The following is a 12,547-nucleotide window of genomic DNA, read 5'->3' as shown; positions in this document are numbered from 1 at the left end:
CCGCATACCTCAAAAAAGTACGTTATCTTACAAAAGGGCCCGCTCCCTGAAAGGAGCGCCATGGCTCCTCTACACTTAATAGCCAGCCTCCAAGAGACCGACACCATGGCCACAGCGACACCCCAGCCGCCTTCCCAGGCCCTGCCCCACAGCCCCCGGCAATACCGTTTGGCGCTGGTAGCCCTGACTTCGCTGTTCTTCATGTGGGGCTTTATCACCTGCCTTAACGACATCCTCATTCCCCACTTAAAGAACGTCTTTAACCTCAACTACACCCAGTCGATGCTGATCCAGTTCTGCTTTTTCGGGGCCTACTTTGTGGTGTCCCTGCCGGCCGGGGATCTGATCAAACGCATCGGCTACAAGTGGGGGCTGGTACTGGGGCTGGTGCTGGCGACCCTGGGCTGCGTGCTGTTCATACCGGCAGCCAGCCTCAAAGTCTACGGCCTGTTTTTGGGGGCTCTGTTTATCCTGGCCAGCGGCGTCACCCTGCTGCAAGTGGCGGCCAACCCCTATGTGACAGTGCTGGGCAACCCGCAAACCGCCTCTTCCCGGCTGACCCTGACCCAGGCTTTTAACTCCCTTGGCACCACAGTGGCCCCCTGGTTCGGCGGCCTCTTGATCCTGGGAGCAGCCACCAGCGATATCAGCGGCCTTACCCAGGAGCAGATCGCCAGCCTGCGCCTGTCGGAAGCCGAAGTGGTGAAGTTTCCCTACCTGCTGCTGGCCAGTACCTTCTTGCTGCTGGCCGCCCTCTTTGCGGTCTTGAAATTGCCCGATGTGGCCGCCGAGGAATCGGAGCAGGCCCTGGCCGGTTCCGCCGCCCTGGGGTCGGCCTGGCAGTATCCGCACCTGGTGATGGGGGCCGTGGGTATCTTCGTGTACGTGGGGGCCGAGGTGAGCATCGGCTCCTTACTGGTCAACTTCCTGGGAGAGCCGCAGATAGCAGGCCTGGGGGAAGCCGAGGCCGCCGACTACGTGGCTTACTACTGGGGCGGCGCCATGGTGGGGCGGTTCCTGGGCGCCTTGGTGATGCGCCAGGTAGGTGCCGGCACGGTATTGACCTTCAACGCCCTGGCGGCGGTGGGGCTGCTGCTGGCCACAGTGCTGGGCAGCGGCAGCCTGGCCATGTGGGCGGTGCTGGCGGTGGGGCTTTGCAATTCCATCATGTTTCCCACCATCTTCAGCCTGGCCCTCAAGGGCCTGGGCCGGCATACCAGCCAGGGCTCGGGGGTGCTGTGCCTGGCCATCGTTGGCGGCGCCATCATACCTGTGCTGGTGGGGGCCATGGCCGACGTGCTGGGCCTGCAGCAGGCCTTCGCCCTGCCCATAATCTGCTACCTCTTTATTGCCTTCTACGGCCTGCGCGGCTCAGTGCCCAAGGCCTGAGCCCTGGCATTTGGTAGTTAATTTTCACCAAAGCCAACCGTTTGCCCGATCCGCTCAACCCCCCGACGGAACCACTCGGGCATTTGTTCGTTAGTTTACGTCAAAGTCATTTTGACAGGCCTCAGACCTGCCACCAGAATCCCTCCACCTTCCCCAGCCAGGGGCCGGGCCTTGAGGCCCACCAATAACAACACCATAAAGAGGTTTGCACGCCATGGCCGGAGCACTTCCAAACACTGCCCAAGCCACATCGCAGGAACACCAGGGTTACACCTTTGCCCTGACCTCCATGACCTTCCTGTTCTTCATGATGGGCTTTATCACCTGTCTTAATGACATCCTGATCCCCCACCTCAAGAACGTGTTCAGCCTGAACTACACCCAGGCCATGCTGATCCAGTTCTGTTTCTTCGGTGCCTACTTCGTGGTGTCCTACCCGGCCGGCGCCCTGGCCCGGCGCCTGGGCTACAAATGGGCCCTGGTGATAAGCCTGGTGGTGTCTGCCATCGGCTGCCTGCTGTTTATCACCGCCGCCAGTTATCGGGTGTACGAGCTGTTCCTTGGCGCCCTCTTTATCCTGGCCAGCGGTGTCACCACCCTGCAGGTGGCGGTCAACCCCTATGTCACGGTGCTGGGCAAGCCGGAAACCGCCTCTGCGCGGCTGACCCTGAACCAGGCCTTTAACTCCCTTGGCACCACCCTGGCCCCCACTTTTGGCGCCATGTTGATCCTCGGTGCCGCCACCGCCGACTTTACCGGCCTGAGCCAGGAGCAGGTTACCGCCCTTCGCCTGAGCGAAGCGGACGCCGTGAAGTTCCCCTACCTGCTGCTGGCCAGCACCTTCTTGGTACTGGCCGCCGTGCTGGCCTACCTCAAGCTGCCGGACATGCGCGAGCAGGACAATGCCGCTGCCGCCCAGGCTTCCCAAGGCGGCTCCGCCTGGCAATACCGTCACCTGGTGCTGGGTGCCCTGGGCCTGTTCGTCTATGTAGGCGCCGAAGTGAGCATCGGCTCTTTGCTGGTCAACTTCCTGGGTGAAGCCAACATTGCCGGCCTGGCCGAAGCCGACGCCGCCCATTACGTGTCTTACTATTGGGGCGGTGCCATGGTGGGCCGCTTTATCGGCTCGGCAGTGATGCGCCAGGTAGGTGCCGGCAAGGTGCTGGCCTTCAATGCCCTGGCTGCCGTGTTGCTGCTGGCTGCCGCCGTGCTGGGCAACGGCGCCCTGGCCATGTGGGCGGTGCTGGCGGTGGGCCTGTTCAACTCCATCATGTTCCCCACCATCTTCAGCCTGGCCGTCAAGGGCCTGGGCCACCACACCGCCCAGGGTTCGGGCATCTTGTGCATGGCCATTGTCGGTGGCGCCATAGTGCCGCTGCTGGTGGGGGTGGCCGCCGACAATCTGGGCATCCAGTTGGCCTTTGCCCTGCCCATCCTTTGCTACCTGTACATCGCCTTCTACGGCCTCAAGGGCTCCCAAACCGCCTAAGCCCCTCACTCCATCTCAAAGCCGGCAGCCCTTGCCGGCTTTTTAATGCCTCCAGATTGTAATTATTCTCAATTGCGTATACATTGATTTCCATGTTTACGGAGGTGCCAGTGAAAGATGACAGCAAGTCCCAGGTGGTGTCGGTGCGCCTGAGCGCCGAACAGCTGGAGTTTCTCAACCGCCTTAAGGCGGAGATGGAAGGCGACCTGGAGGCCGAGGTGAGCATGGCCACAGTGGTGCGCCGTATCCTCAGCCGTTACATCAGCAAGCATCAGCAGCACAGGGGCGACGATCGCCTGCGCCGCCTCGAAGCCCTGGAACAACGGGTAGCCATACTGGAAGCCAAATGGGAGGACCGCCATGAGTAACAGACCGGCGCCGCGCCTGGTCGAGGTGCACAGCAGCCAGCGCCTGACCCCCAACATGCAGCGGCTGGTACTGACCGGCCCAGCCCTTTTGGGCTTTCCCGAAGGCCAGGAAGGGGCCAACCTCAAACTGCTGCTGCCAAGACCAGGGGAGGCGGTACCTGACCTGGACTCCTTCCCCCAGGGGCCTAACAGGCCGGTAGTGCGTACCTATACGGTGCGCCACTACCACAAGGCCAGCAACCAGCTGACCATCGACTTTGCCCTGCACGGGGAGCACGGCGGCCCGGCCAGCCGGTTTGCCCTGACCGCCAAACCGGGGGACAAGGTGGGTATCGCCGGCCCCGGCCCCCTGAAACTCACCGATCTGGACGCCGAGCATTTCCTCTTTGCCGCCGATATGAGCGCCCTGCCCGCCGCCGCCGGCATCCTCGAGTCCCTGCCGGCCACGGCCAAGGGCCATGCGGTGTTCGAGATCACCAGCCCTGAGGACCGCTACCCCATAGCGGCCCCGGCTGGCATCCACATTCATTGGCTGTGCCACCCTGAGCCCCAACAGCCGAGCCTTGGCCAGTTGGAAGCCATCCGCGCCCTGCCCTGGCCTCAAGGGAGCCTGAGTATTTTCGTGGCAGGGGAAGGCTCGGCGGTGCGGGCCATACGCCGCTTCTTATTGGACGAGCGCGACATTGCCCGCAAGGCCATGTACGCCAGCCCTTACTGGAAAATTGGCCTCACCGAGGACCAGCACCAGGTGCAGAAGAAAACCGAAAGCGATTAAAAAAGCCCGGCTTGGCCGGGCTTTTTATCAGGTGCGAAAGCGCACCACCAATTCGTGCATACCCCCCGACACCTGTTGCAGGCGCTGGATATTGCTGGCGGCGTCTTTGGCGCTGTTGAGGCTGTTGTCTGCAAGCCCCGAAATGGTGGTGACCTGGCGGTTAATTTCCTCGGCTACATGGGCCTGCTCTTCCACGGCCGTGGCCATCTGCATGGACATGGCGGCGATGGCCCCCACCACCTCGGCTATCTCGTCGAGCATGGTCTCGGTCTGCTGAACCTGGCCAAGGCCCGCCTCGGCGCCGGCCCGGCCGCTTTCGGCCACCTCCACGGCATTGCGGGCCCGGCGGGTCAGTTCGTCGATGATCTGGTGAATTTCCTTGGTGGAGTCCTGGGTCCTCTTGGCCAGTTGCCGTACTTCATCGGCCACCACCGCAAAACCGCGCCCCTGATCCCCGGCCCGGGCCGCCTCGATGGCGGCGTTGAGGGCCAACAGGTTGGTCTGCTCGGCTATCTGTTCGATGATCTGGGCAGCCTGGGCAATGCGATCGCTTTGCTCAGACAAGGCCTCCACCGAGGCACTGATGCTGTCCACCGTGTCCTTAAGCTGGGCTATGGCCTGGCGGGTGGTGCCGGCTGTGTCGCGGCCCTTGCGAGCCAGGGCGGTTGACGCATCGGCTTTGTCGGCCGTTTCCTGCACGTGCTGGGACACCTGGTTGATGGTGGTGGTCATCTGGTGCATGGCCGCCGCCACCTGTTCGGTTTCCTGCTGCTGGCGCTGCATCTCCTGGCTGGCCGCCTGGGCCTGGTTGAGCCCGGCCTGGGACTGGCGAGACACCTCCGCCGAGGCATCCTCGATGCGGGTCAAGATGGTATCGAGATGGGCCTTGGTACTGAGGATACGTACCTTGAGTTCCCCCAGCAGGGCCTTGTCGTCGGTATAGCTTTGCACCGCAAGGGGATGGCAAAAAGCCTGGCCCAGCAGCTGGTTAAGGGTATTGAGGGTGCGCTGGCGACTGACACTGACCCAGCCGCCGTAGGCCAACAGGGTGGCCAGCAGCAGGGCTTCGGACAAGCCGTTGTTACCGGCCAGGTAGAGGCCGGCGATCAGCCCCAGGGCCAAACCAAGGGCCAATACCTGGGGCGGTACCTTAAGCCAGGGCTCGGTGCGCTTGCCGGCATTGAGTTTGCCGTAGAGGGATTCGGCCCTAGCCACCTCTTCCCGGGACGGGCAACTGCGTACCGACTCAAAACCCACCACCTTGCCCTGTTCGGTGACGGGGGTGACGTAGGCGTTGACCCAATAGTGGTCGCCGTTCTTACAGCGGTTTTTCACCAAACCCATCCAGGGTTTTCCGGCCTTGAGGTGCTCCCACATGATCTTGAAGGCCGCCGGCGGCATGTCCGGATGGCGCACCAAGTTGTGGGGCTGGCCCAGCAGTTCGCTGCGCTCAAAGCCGCTGACCTCCACAAAGGCCTCGTTGCAATGGGTAATGATACCGCGCAAGTCGGTAGCGGAAATGAGCTTGGCACCGGGAGCGAAGGTGCGCTCCTTGCCGGTGACGGGGAGATTTTGTCGCATGGCCACAACCTTCCTGGGAAAGAGGACGTCCTTGTTATCGGCCTGTTAACGACAAGAATTTAGGCCTTTATGGCCCCGGCATGCCGGGGCCTTGTCTGCTTTGGTTATAGCACAGCCTTCCAGGCCGGCTCGGGGAGCAGGTAAAGACCGGGGGCGGCCTGGGCGCCGGCACCGACGATATGGCCTATGCCGCTGGCCATCACCGCCAGGGTCACGTCAAAGGCGTTGAGGCTGTCGCCGTAGCCGGCGGTGAGGTTGAACATGGAACCGTCGGCCAGCAGGTAGAGGGTCTTGCCGGGCAGCCGGTAGGCGTCCACATAGGGCATGGGCTGGCTGTGGGGGTGCTGTTTGAGGAAGGCCAGTTCCACTTCCTGGGCCACATGGCCGACGTTGAGGATAAAGGCGCCGTCTTTCATGGCTGCCAGGTGGCGGGCGCTCAGTACTCCTTTGGCACCGGTGGCGGTGGCGATGACGTCTGCCCCCTTGACCGCCTCGGCCAGATCCACCACAGGCCAGCCATCGTAGCGGGCCTGCAAGGCCCGGGCCGGGTCCAGCTCTGCCACCTGCACCTGGCCTCCATAAGCTTTGGCCGACGCCGCCACTCCCTGACCCACCAGACCATAACCTATGACCACCACGGTTTTTTCATGGAGGGTCAGGTGGGTGGTCTGGAAGAAGGTGTGCCAGGCGGTCAGGCCCACCATATGGCGGTTATGGAGCCCCTCTTTTACTGGCAGATCGTCCCAGTTAAAGATGGGGTAACGGGGGCTGACACCGCCCAGACGGCTGATCCCCGAACCGGTGGCCTCCAGGCCGGCGACAATGGCCGGACCCTGCTCGCGCTGATGCAAGCGGGTGGTGAGGTCGGCCCCCATCTCGCACAGGTGGGTAGGTTGCCAGGCCAGGGCCTGGTCGAAAGAGGCTGACCAGTCGGCGTCGCTCATGTCCCGCCAGGCATGGGCCTGGGCCCCTTTTGCCACCAGGTAGGCCACCACATCGTCCTGCACCGTGGTGGGGTTGCAGGTGGTCAGGAACACCTGGGCCCCCTTGTCCAACAGACCGGCCACCAGGGGGGCCATCTTCAGATCCAGGTGCATGTTGCAGGCCAGGCGCACCTGGCTCAGATCCCCCAGGGCCTCAACGGCGGCCCTGGTGCGGGGCATATGCAGGCTGGCCCAGGCCAGCTCGGCGGCAAAATCCTTGTACATCTTGGTTTTCCGACAACGAGTAAAGGGCCATTTTCCCTCAAGGAAGGGCGGCTGTTAAGAGCGGCGTGGCAATGGGGAAAGATTGTGCAGGCGCCGTTATTGGCCCCGGCCTTGCGTGTTTTTTCAGTGCCAAGACAATGACACTGAGGAGAACATCATGAACAGCACCCTGAGCACCACCCTGAACCAGCGCCCCCTGTCCTGGCAGGAAGCGGCCAAGCCCCAGGGCCAGGCACTGCCAGCGGCCGAAAGCCAAGCGACCCTGCAAAGCCAGGCCAGCACCAGCGACACCCTGAGCCTGTCCGCCGACGCTCTTGCCCAGTCCAAGGCGGCCAAGGCCCAGCAGCAAGGCCTGGCCCCGTCCAAAGCCATCAGCACCTACCAGCACTATGCTGGCCTAAAAGGCTAAAGCGGCAAGACCTTGCCTGTTAAAAAGCCCGGCATTGCCGGGCTTTTTCGTCAGTAGCGGGGCCAGCCTGCGCTGTCCCAGTTCAGCTTGCTGATCAACAGCTTGGCATTGCCGTTGTCGCTGGCGTCGTAAGCGTGGCGGACTATGACACCGTTGCCGACCAGGTCCTGGCCCCCTGGCCCTACCCATTGGCTGTTGCCGCCGTCCAGCAGGCTGCCGCCGCCATTCATCATGTCCACCCCGTTCTTGTCCAGGTAAGGGCCGGTGATGCTGGTACTGCGCCCGTAGCGGATCTGGTAGGTGCTGTCGGTGCCGGCGCAGCAGACCCCTGTAGAAACAAAGAGATAGTAATAGCCACTACGGTAAGTGATGGAGGGGGCCTCGATGCCGCCGGTGCGGCTGGCCAGGCTGTAGAGGCTGCCGCTGGGTTTCATGGTGCTGGCGTTGAGGCGCGTGAGCTTGATGCCGCTGCTCCAAGAGCCCAGCACCAACCAGGGTTTGTTGTCTTTGTCGATCACCAGATCCGGATCGATGGCGTTGTAGCTGCTGCTGGCCGTGGTGTTGAGCACCAGGCCCTGATCGGTCCAGCTGTCACTGGCCAGGCTGGGGGCCGACAGCAGGCCGATGGCCGATACCCTGGAGCCGAAGGTGGATATGGAATAGTAGAGCCAGACCTTGCCGTTGTAGGCTTTGACATCCGGTGCCCAGACGTCGATCCCTTCCTGATCCGGTACATAGTTCTTCCACCACCCCAGGCCGTCTGGCAATACCGACGGCAGGGGCTCCCAGTTCAGGCCACCGTCGAAGGAAACCTTGCGATAGATGCCGGGGCCCGTCTGGAATTCGTACCAGGTGCCGTTTTCGGCCATGGCGGTGGGGTCATGGGTGCCCAGGTTGCCGGACAGGGGCCAATGGTAGGCATTGCCGGTGTCCAGGGACTCGAAAGACCAACGCTGAATGTCCAGGCCGTTGTCGGTCCATTGGGAGACATTGGCACCGTCACTGCTGTCCCAGTTGTAGACTTCCATGGCCTTGCCGGTGTGGACATTGACCACCTTGAAGGTGCCGTCCCCCTGATCGGTCAGCAGCCATTGTTGGATAGCCAGGCCGTTGCTGGCCCATTGGCTGATATTGGCGCCGTCACTGTTATCCCAGCCATAGACTTCCGCCGCACCGCCGCCAGCCTGGTTAACCAGCCGGTAGCGGCCGTCTCCCAGGTAGTTGACCTGCCAGTGCTGGTTGCTGGCCCCGGTCTGGCTGTATTGGATGATGTTGGTGCCGTCGGCGGCATTGCCGTTGACCAGGTCCAAGACCTTGCCGGTGGCCTTGTTGCGGATCACATAGGTGCCGTCCTCGATTGGTTGGATGGCCGAGGCGGCCAGGGGCAGGCAAAGCAGCCCCAAGGCGAGTTTTCTGCTGAACATAAGATTGTCCTTGTTGTGTTTGTATTGCCGCCCTTGGGCGGTCACGACTTGCCGGCTCCTACATCCCCCTAGGTGCCGGTAATTGAATTATCGTAATACAAAAACAACAAAATGCGATCACCCCCTGGCGGGATCAAAAAAGGCGCCCCTGGGGGCGCCTTTTCAGCGGCTGAATCGCACCACCAGTTCTTCGAGCCGGTCGGACACGTCCCGCAGGTGGCGCACCGTGCCCGCCGAGGCCTTGGCCTCAGTCAGGCTGGTGTCGGCCAGGCTGGCGATGGTCACCACCTGACGGTTGACCTCTTCGGCCACATGGGCCTGCTCTTCCACGGCGGTGGCCATCTGCATGGACATGTCGGCAATGCTGCCCACCGCTTCGGAGATCCCCAGCAGCATGGACTCCGCTTCTTCCACCTGCTCCAGGCCCTGCTCGGCATCGGTACAGCCGGTCTCGGCGCTGGCCACCGCCTGGCGGGCCTTTAAGGTCAGCTCACTGATGATCTGGTGGATTTGCTGGGTAGACTCCTGGGTGCGCCTGGCCAATTGCCGTACTTCGTCGGCTACCACCGCAAACCCCCTGCCCTGTTCCCCGGCCCTGGCCGCTTCGATAGCGGCGTTAAGGGCCAGCAGGTTGGTCTGGTCGGCAATTTGCTCGATCATCTGGGCCGCCGAGGCAATGCTGTTGCTCTGGGCCGACAGGGCGGTGACGGCCTGGCCTATGTCGTCCACCGACACTTTGAGCTTACCTATGGCGCTTCTGGTGGTGCCCGCCACCCGGCGGCCCTGCTCGGCCAGGCGATTGGCTTCTTCGGCCTTGCCGGCCGTGGCCTGCACATGGGACGACACCTCCCCTATGGTGGTGGTCATCTGATGCATGGCCGCTGCCACCTGCTCGGTTTCCCGCTGCTGGCGCTGCATCTGCTCGGCAGATTGCTCCGACTGGTTAAGTCCCAGCACCGACTGGCGGGCCACTTCGGTGGCGGCGTCGCGGATGCGGGTCAGCACCGTATCCAGGTGGGCCTGGGTGCTGAGGATCTTGACCTTAAGGTTGCCAAGCAGGGGGTCGTTGGCGGTGTAACTGAGTACGGCCACCTTGTGGCTGAAGGCGGCCGGCAACAAGGCGCTCAACTCGCGGAAAATGGCGTTGCGCTGCAGCCGGCTCCACAGGCCATAGCCTGCCAGGGTGGCCAGCAGGGCCAGTTCGGAAGCACCAGGCCAGCCGGTGGCATAGAGCCCACCGGACAAGGCCAGGCCCAGCCCCAGGCCCAGCAGCTGGGGTTCAAGGTGCCAGGCACTGGGTGGGCGGCCATCACGGATACGCCGGTACAGTGCCTCGGCCCTGGCCACTTGCTCGCGGCTGGGGCAGCTGCGCACCGACTCGTAACCCACCAATCGGCCTTGCTCTGTGATGGGAGTAACGTAGGCGTTGACCCAGTAGTGATCGCCGTTCTTGCAGCGGTTTTTCACCAGGCCCATCCAGGGCTTACCTGCCTTGAGATGTTCCCACATCACCTTGAAGACGGCGCTGGGCATGTCTGGGTGGCGGACCAGATTGTGGGGTTGGCCAATCAATTCGTCCCGGCTATAGCCGCTGACGGCAACGAAGGCGTCGTTGCAATGACTGATATGGCTGCTCAGATCGGTGGTGGAGATCAGTTTGGTGTTAGGGCTGAAAGTCCTTTCCTTCCCTGTCACCGGCAGGTTCTGTCGCATGATTACTACTCGGATAAGACGCCATTATTTAACGACAGGCGACCTACAAACTGAAAGGGCTTAGCAACCGTTTGCCGAGGGATTGAACAAAGCGGTCAAAAGGCCGCCAGTCAGTGCTGGTGGCGGCAGTTGCTACAGTGGCCGTGGATCTCCAGGCCCTTGTCGGCCATTTCGAAATCCAGGCGCGCCGATTGCTCTTCCAATACGTCCAGCAGCTTGGCCGGCACCGGAATTTCGTCCACATGGCCACAGCCGTCGCAGATCAGGAACTGGGCGGTGTGGTGTTGGTGCTGATGGCTGCATAGCACAAAGCGGTTGGCAGAATCGAGCTTGTGCACCAGCCCCAGTTCCATAAAGAACTCCAGGGCCCGGTAGACGGTGGCAGGCTTGGGATTGGGGTGCACCGACTTGATGGCGTCCAGCAACTCGTAAGCGGTCACAGGGCCGGTTTGATCGGCCATCACCGCCAGCACGTCGGCACGTTGCGCTGTCCACTGGCGGCCCGACTGGCGGCAGCGATCTTCGGCTTCACGGAGCAGTTGGCTGGTTTGGCGTTTCATGGGGTCAGTGTCGGTCGTGGCGATGGGGGCTATTATCAGCCCAAAGCTCCCGGCTTCACAACCTGCGACGGGTGTCATCCAAAAATAGCTTTGTAAGCAAGCATTTAGCCTTCTCTGTTGCGCCGCCCTGCCCTGTTGGCCCGGCAACCGGCCCGCTAGATTTAGCCCACACCACGTTTCTCCCTGGTGTTGGGACTTCCGTCTGCCATGGATGGCTTTTTTTCGGCGAAAGGTCCGGCGCTACGGACAAAACCCCTGCCAAACCCCCACTTTTGCGCGACAATAGCCCCTTCATACCAAGGAGCTGTTATGTCCATCGACGACGCCATCGACTGGGGCTACGAGCTGTTTCTGGCCAAGGCCGCCGACCACCTGCCACCGGAAGACGTGGTGGATATCACCCTGGAATTCGAAGAGCGGGGCGCCGTTGAAGCCGTGCTGCCCGGTGCCCAATGGATCCAAGAACTGGGCGGCCCCTTCGCCGCCGACAATTACACCGAGATCCAGGTCGGCCTGCTGGACGAGCAGGACGAGTTCGAAGTGATCCATTGCCGCATCCTTATCGCCCTTGACGGCAGCCAGCCCCCCCGTTTTATCTGGAAGTCATGACATTCAGTGCCCCTATCCGCACCCATGTGCTGACCGGTTTCCTCGGTACCGGTAAAACCACCGCCATCCGCCACCTGTTGGCCCACAAACCCCAGGGCCAGAAATGGGCGGTACTGGTCAACGAATTTGGCGAAGTGGGCATAGACGGTGCCCTGCTGTCCGACACCGGCGCCGCCATCCGCGAAGTGCCGGGGGGCTGTATCTGCTGCGCCCAGGGCCTGCCCATGCAGGTGGCCCTGAACCAGCTTATTCGCGAGCAGCGCCCCGACCTGCTGCTGATCGAGCCCACCGGCCTTGGCCACCCTGCCAGCCTGGTCCAGCAGCTAAGCGCCAGCCAGTACCAGGGGGTGTTGGCCCTGGGCGCTACCCTGACCCTGGTCAATCCCCAGGCGCTCTTTGACAACCGCTATCTCACCAACGACACCTTCTGCCAGCAGTTGGCCCTGGCGGACCTGCTGGTGTTCAACAAGACCGACTTGGCCGCCTGCCCGGACAAAGCCGAGGCTTTTGCCAAGGCCGACAGCCTGGGGCTGACCCCAAACCGCCTATGGCTCAGCCAGGGCCAGGTGCCCCCTGCTGCCCTGGATACTGCGGCCAGGCCGGTGGCGCAAAAGCTGGCCCAAACGCCGGCCCAGGCGGTGGACAGCGTGCTGCCCGCCAGCCTCAGCGTGCCCGAAGGCGAGCTTTTTATCAGCCGCAGCCAGCAACAGGACGGCGTCCATAGCCTGGGGCTGCTGTTCGCCCCCGGCTGCGTCTTCGACTTTCGCGAGCTTTGGTTCCTGTTCAGCGCCTTCGATGTGCTGCGCTTAAAGGCGGTGATGATGACCGAAAAGGGCATGATGGCCTTTAACGCCGTGGACGGCGCCTTGGCCATCACCGAGCTTGGGGTGGACGGCGACAGCAAAGTGGAACTTATCGACCTTGAGGCTCTGGACGCCGAGGCCCTGGAACAAGGGCTCAGGGCCGCTCTGCTACCGGCTTGAGCCCATAAAAAAGCCGGCCCTTGGGCCGGCAAAACACAG

General features: G+C 62.5%; 12 protein-coding genes. 7 read left to right on the top strand and 5 right to left on the bottom strand.

Annotated elements, in window-relative coordinates:
- Window positions 1–60: 60 nt before the first annotated feature.
- The 4 genes from B3C1_RS00395 to B3C1_RS00380 all read left to right on the top strand — a co-directional run bounded on the left by B3C1_RS00395 (window position 61) and on the right by B3C1_RS00380 (window position 4,021).
- The gene (locus B3C1_RS00395; protein WP_336391097.1) at window positions 61–1,389 is read left to right on the top strand and encodes a sugar MFS transporter; all 1,329 of its coding nucleotides are present in this window, start codon (window positions 61–63) and stop codon (window positions 1,387–1,389) included.
- A gap of 214 nt (window positions 1,390–1,603) precedes the next feature.
- Window positions 1,604–2,878, top strand: a complete 1,275-nt coding sequence (locus tag B3C1_RS00390; protein ID WP_008482148.1) for a sugar MFS transporter — start codon at window positions 1,604–1,606, stop codon at window positions 2,876–2,878.
- A gap of 110 nt (window positions 2,879–2,988) precedes the next feature.
- The gene (locus B3C1_RS00385) at window positions 2,989–3,246 is read left to right on the top strand and encodes a hypothetical protein (RefSeq protein ID WP_156804407.1); all 258 of its coding nucleotides are present in this window, start codon (window positions 2,989–2,991) and stop codon (window positions 3,244–3,246) included.
- Window positions 3,239–4,021 carry a siderophore-interacting protein gene (locus B3C1_RS00380; protein WP_008482144.1) on the top strand — a complete coding sequence of 261 codons (783 nt, stop codon included), beginning with the start codon at window positions 3,239–3,241 and terminating at the stop codon, window positions 4,019–4,021. Before B3C1_RS00385 ends, B3C1_RS00380 begins: the two co-directional genes overlap by 8 nt.
- Window positions 4,022–4,048: 27 nt before the next feature.
- On the opposite strand, the gene B3C1_RS00375 is transcribed toward B3C1_RS00380, so the two are convergent.
- Both B3C1_RS00375 and B3C1_RS00370 read right to left on the bottom strand, forming a co-directional pair.
- Window positions 4,049–5,602: a methyl-accepting chemotaxis protein gene (locus tag B3C1_RS00375; RefSeq protein ID WP_008482143.1), complete on the bottom strand. Its 1,554-nt coding sequence runs from the start codon at window positions 5,600–5,602 to the stop codon at window positions 4,049–4,051.
- Between the two features lie 104 nt (window positions 5,603–5,706).
- Window positions 5,707–6,810 carry an adenosylhomocysteinase gene (locus B3C1_RS00370; RefSeq protein WP_008482142.1) on the bottom strand — a complete coding sequence of 368 codons (1,104 nt, stop codon included), beginning with the start codon at window positions 6,808–6,810 and terminating at the stop codon, window positions 5,707–5,709.
- Between the two features lie 157 nt (window positions 6,811–6,967).
- Between B3C1_RS00370 and B3C1_RS00365 the strand changes: the two genes are divergently transcribed.
- On the top strand, window positions 6,968–7,219 hold the full coding sequence (locus tag B3C1_RS00365; RefSeq protein ID WP_008482141.1) for a hypothetical protein: 252 nt from the start codon (window positions 6,968–6,970) through the stop codon (window positions 7,217–7,219).
- Between the two features lie 50 nt (window positions 7,220–7,269).
- On the opposite strand, the gene B3C1_RS20705 is transcribed toward B3C1_RS00365, so the two are convergent.
- From B3C1_RS20705 to B3C1_RS00350, 3 genes are all read right to left on the bottom strand, one after another.
- On the bottom strand, window positions 7,270–8,643 hold the full coding sequence (locus B3C1_RS20705; protein ID WP_083858227.1) for a family 43 glycosylhydrolase: 1,374 nt from the start codon (window positions 8,641–8,643) through the stop codon (window positions 7,270–7,272).
- A 162-nt stretch (window positions 8,644–8,805) separates the two neighbouring features.
- A complete protein-coding gene (locus B3C1_RS00355; protein WP_008482139.1) occupies window positions 8,806–10,356 on the bottom strand; it encodes a methyl-accepting chemotaxis protein in 1,551 nt (516 codons plus the stop codon).
- Between the two features lie 110 nt (window positions 10,357–10,466).
- Window positions 10,467–10,916 carry a Fur family transcriptional regulator gene (locus B3C1_RS00350; protein WP_008482137.1) on the bottom strand — a complete coding sequence of 150 codons (450 nt, stop codon included), beginning with the start codon at window positions 10,914–10,916 and terminating at the stop codon, window positions 10,467–10,469.
- 309 nt (window positions 10,917–11,225) lie between these two features.
- Between B3C1_RS00350 and B3C1_RS00345 the strand changes: the two genes are divergently transcribed.
- Both B3C1_RS00345 and B3C1_RS00340 read left to right on the top strand, forming a co-directional pair.
- Complete coding sequence (locus tag B3C1_RS00345; protein WP_008482136.1) at window positions 11,226–11,525, top strand: DUF440 family protein; 300 nt, start codon at window positions 11,226–11,228, stop codon at window positions 11,523–11,525.
- Entirely contained in the window at window positions 11,522–12,508 is a 987-nt protein-coding gene (locus B3C1_RS00340; RefSeq protein ID WP_008482134.1) for a CobW family GTP-binding protein, read from the top strand. Before B3C1_RS00345 ends, B3C1_RS00340 begins: the two co-directional genes overlap by 4 nt.
- The last annotated feature ends 39 nt before the right edge of the window (window positions 12,509–12,547 follow it).

Origin of the sequence: Gallaecimonas xiamenensis 3-C-1, assembly GCF_000299915.1 — a bacterium.
Classification (GTDB): domain Bacteria; phylum Pseudomonadota; class Gammaproteobacteria; order Enterobacterales; family Gallaecimonadaceae; genus Gallaecimonas; species Gallaecimonas xiamenensis.
This window is presented reverse-complemented; position numbering and strand designations above follow the sequence as displayed.

Excerpts from the sequence above, each read along its gene's own strand:
- B3C1_RS00395 (WP_336391097.1), top strand. The coding sequence starts at position 61 with ATGGCTCCTCTACACTTAATAGCCAGCCTCCAAGAGACCGACACCATG.
- B3C1_RS00390 (WP_008482148.1), top strand. The coding sequence starts at position 1,604 with ATGGCCGGAGCACTTCCAAACACTGCCCAAGCCACATCGCAGGAACAC.
- B3C1_RS00380 (WP_008482144.1), top strand. The coding sequence starts at position 3,239 with ATGAGTAACAGACCGGCGCCGCGCCTGGTCGAGGTGCACAGCAGCCAG.
- B3C1_RS00375 (WP_008482143.1), bottom strand. The coding sequence starts at position 5,602 with ATGCGACAAAATCTCCCCGTCACCGGCAAGGAGCGCACCTTCGCTCCC.
- B3C1_RS00370 (WP_008482142.1), bottom strand. The coding sequence starts at position 6,810 with ATGTACAAGGATTTTGCCGCCGAGCTGGCCTGGGCCAGCCTGCATATG.
- B3C1_RS00365 (WP_008482141.1), top strand. The coding sequence starts at position 6,968 with ATGAACAGCACCCTGAGCACCACCCTGAACCAGCGCCCCCTGTCCTGG.
- B3C1_RS20705 (WP_083858227.1), bottom strand. The coding sequence starts at position 8,643 with ATGTTCAGCAGAAAACTCGCCTTGGGGCTGCTTTGCCTGCCCCTGGCC.
- B3C1_RS00355 (WP_008482139.1), bottom strand. The coding sequence starts at position 10,356 with ATGCGACAGAACCTGCCGGTGACAGGGAAGGAAAGGACTTTCAGCCCT.
- B3C1_RS00350 (WP_008482137.1), bottom strand. The coding sequence starts at position 10,916 with ATGAAACGCCAAACCAGCCAACTGCTCCGTGAAGCCGAAGATCGCTGC.
- B3C1_RS00345 (WP_008482136.1), top strand. The coding sequence starts at position 11,226 with ATGTCCATCGACGACGCCATCGACTGGGGCTACGAGCTGTTTCTGGCC.
- B3C1_RS00340 (WP_008482134.1), top strand. The coding sequence starts at position 11,522 with ATGACATTCAGTGCCCCTATCCGCACCCATGTGCTGACCGGTTTCCTC.